This window comes from Campylobacter concisus (genome assembly GCF_002912425.1).
GTDB lineage: Bacteria > Campylobacterota > Campylobacteria > Campylobacterales > Campylobacteraceae > Campylobacter_A > Campylobacter_A concisus_AH.
In genome coordinates this window covers 1-2,626 of sequence record NZ_POYR01000158.1, presented here as the reverse complement: position 1 = coordinate 2,626, position 2,626 = coordinate 1, and the positions used below count along the sequence as shown (strand labels likewise).

The window sequence follows — 2,626 nt, the reverse complement described above, 5'->3', positions numbered from 1 at the left end:
GAAGTTCTTCTCTCTTTTGCTCTATGTTGTCTATATATTTTTTATCTATCCTTGCAAATGGGGATAAATTTAAAACAAGAGTTGATTTATTGTTTTCCTTATTGATGTTTATGCTGTACTGGCTGTAGTCCTTAATAGGACTTAGGGTCTTTATATCGGTGAATTTTTGTTTTACTAGGTTGGATTTGTTTGATGTTTGCATTGTGGTAGCCTATTATGAAATGGAGTTTGGCTCCAAGTGGAGCCATAGATATTAAATTTATTATTTAATCCTTTATATTATGCTCTTTAGCATAGCTTAATATCTTTTGCCTAAGATCTTCTGGGAAGCTATCTCTATACATCACTGGTGTTAGAGGGTTTAGCTTTTTATCTAATTTACCAGCCTCATATAGTCTTGTTAGCTCTTCTGGTGTGTTGTAGTATGGTGCATTTGGATATCCTTCTGGTGGGGTTAGGGACATTATTTTAGCTTCTAGGAGGGTGGAGTCGATATAGAGGGAAACAGCTCTATCGTCCCAAGTGCCAGGAAAACCACCATTAAAGTCTTGACCGCTTCCATCAATATTGTCTTTAACATATTTTGTAAATTCTTCCCTTGTAGTCTCGTTTGCATCTAGGTCTCTAGGGTCTAGTAGCTTACCTTCATCTTCTACTAATTTTCTTAAATGAGTATGCATTGAACCATTTGGCTCAACTACGGTTAAATTTCTATTAAAATCCATCACGAAGTAGCTCCCTACTATCTCATCAAGATAAGGCATCATTCCATATTCATCTAGTGGAGGGTTTTTAGCTAGTTTCCTAAATTCTTCAGCCATTTGTAAATTTTTGTTTAGACCTACTAAATAGGTAGAGTATTCAAATAAATCAGCTAGTCCCCCTAAAGCTTCTTTTTTACCAAGCTGAGCTGATAGAAACATTGATTGATATGCTCTTGCTTTAAATCCTGCGTAACCTAATCCAACTCCCCTTGAAAACCCAGCTGTATTTCCTAATACTCCTGCACATATATTCCACTCCGCTGCAAATAGTTCTGATTTTAGAGTTTTTCTATTAGAGTTTACTTCATCATAAATTTCAGCATATTCTGGTTTAGTTAGTTTGCCATTACTATCTACTCTACCTATTGCATCTTCTGGGATATCTATCATAGTACATTTTAGATTACTTCTTTTTACTAGATAGATATATCTATCTCTCTTATCTTTTAAGCTTTCATAGTAAGCTTTTTCAGTCTTAGTCCAAGGTGATAGTTTATTTGAGCTTGCTTTATAGCTAATATCTAGCCATGGTTTAAATGATAGATAGTCTGTTTGACCTAGAGAATTTGGTTTAGGGTTATAGTATAGGGGTTTATAGTTTTTATATGGAGATGAGTCTAGGATTGCACGGGCTTCAAGAACCATCTGAGACTTTTCTTCCAAGCGTGCCGTATTATTTTTTGCATTTTTAGAAGCTATTAAATTTGTTTTTTTATCAAATTCTATCTTGTCTCCATTCGGAGCTATAACCGTATATGTATTATCCATTAAATTTTCTTTACTCATTAAATTTCCTTTGTTTATTATTAATAGTGATCCTGCTACTAAAAGAGCTATGATGATAAATATGATCTTCTTCATCTCTTATCCTATATATAGACCATCTTCCATAACTATGGTAGTGGCTAGACGACCGACTAGGCGAGGAGGAATTGTCTTTCCATTGAAATTTCCATCTTTAGAGTCATTTTCCTTACACCCCACATATATACCCTTTATGTTATTGTTGCCAATAATATCAAGAGCTTCTACTAGATATCTTGATAGGTTAGAGTGGCTATTTTCATCATCGGTGTTAAAAATACCTTTTTTAAATACATTAACTATCTCAACCGCATCTTGATAGGCATCTATGGCGTGTTTAACATCGTCGCTTTCGGTTTGTAGAGTATTTCCTTTATATATCATATAAATTTCCTTCTCCTCTTTAACATCCAAATTTAGCTCCCTTATCTCCACATCAGATTCAGTGTATCTACTTCTAGCATAGTTAAAGTACCTTGCATCTATCTCATTACCAGATCCTCTTAGCTCATCTAAGCATAGATAAGCACTTAAGTTATTTAGTGCTAGTTTAGAGGCTAGGTTAAAAGATAGTTTGTTTTTCTTATGGTCTATGTCATAGTATATAAATGAGTTATAGTCTAGTCCTCCACTGCTTATATTAGCTCCTAGAAATAGTCTATTTAAATTTAGGCTTATATAGTTTTGATAGATCATCACTGGATAGTAGCAATAGGTATTTGTACTATCTTTATCATAGGCTTCATATAGTGACATAGGTTTATAAGATATGTTATTTAGTGCGTAAGCTTCATTAAATTTATATGTGTATCTTGTGTGCATTATCTCGTTGTAGTTCTCTTCTAGTTTTTCATAGGATGTTTTCCAAAGTTCTAATGCACCACTAACCATAGAAGCACCTATGCTCTTGCCTAATGATCCTGCATAATCTTTTATTAGTCTCTTTATCTCTTGAAAATCTGTATAGCTAAACCTATGAGTATATCTCATAAAGGTATATGTTGTGATCTCTGTATAAGTTATGCTTAGTTTATAATACTCCATCGCCATATGAAGCC

At 33.8% G+C, this 2,626-nt stretch carries 2 protein-coding genes and 1 pseudogene; all 3 read right to left on the bottom strand.

Annotated features, from left to right (window positions below; all coding sequences use genetic code 11):
- Positions 1-202: hypothetical protein (locus CYP84_RS08585; protein WP_141089207.1), on the bottom strand; the 202-nt coding region annotated here is incomplete at its 3' end.
- Between the two features lie 64 nt (positions 203-266).
- Positions 267-1,625: a thioredoxin reductase gene (locus tag CYP84_RS08580; RefSeq protein ID WP_103613091.1), complete on the bottom strand. Its 1,359-nt coding sequence runs from the start codon at positions 1,623-1,625 to the stop codon at positions 267-269.
- Positions 1,626-1,628: 3 nt separating this feature from the next.
- Positions 1,629-2,626, bottom strand: a pseudogene (locus tag CYP84_RS08575) (hypothetical protein); the annotation flags it as partial.

Coding starts and splice junctions, on each gene's coding strand:
- CYP84_RS08580 (WP_103613091.1), bottom strand. CDS start 1,625: ATGAAGAAGATCATATTTATCATCATAGCTCTTTTAGTAGCAGGATCA.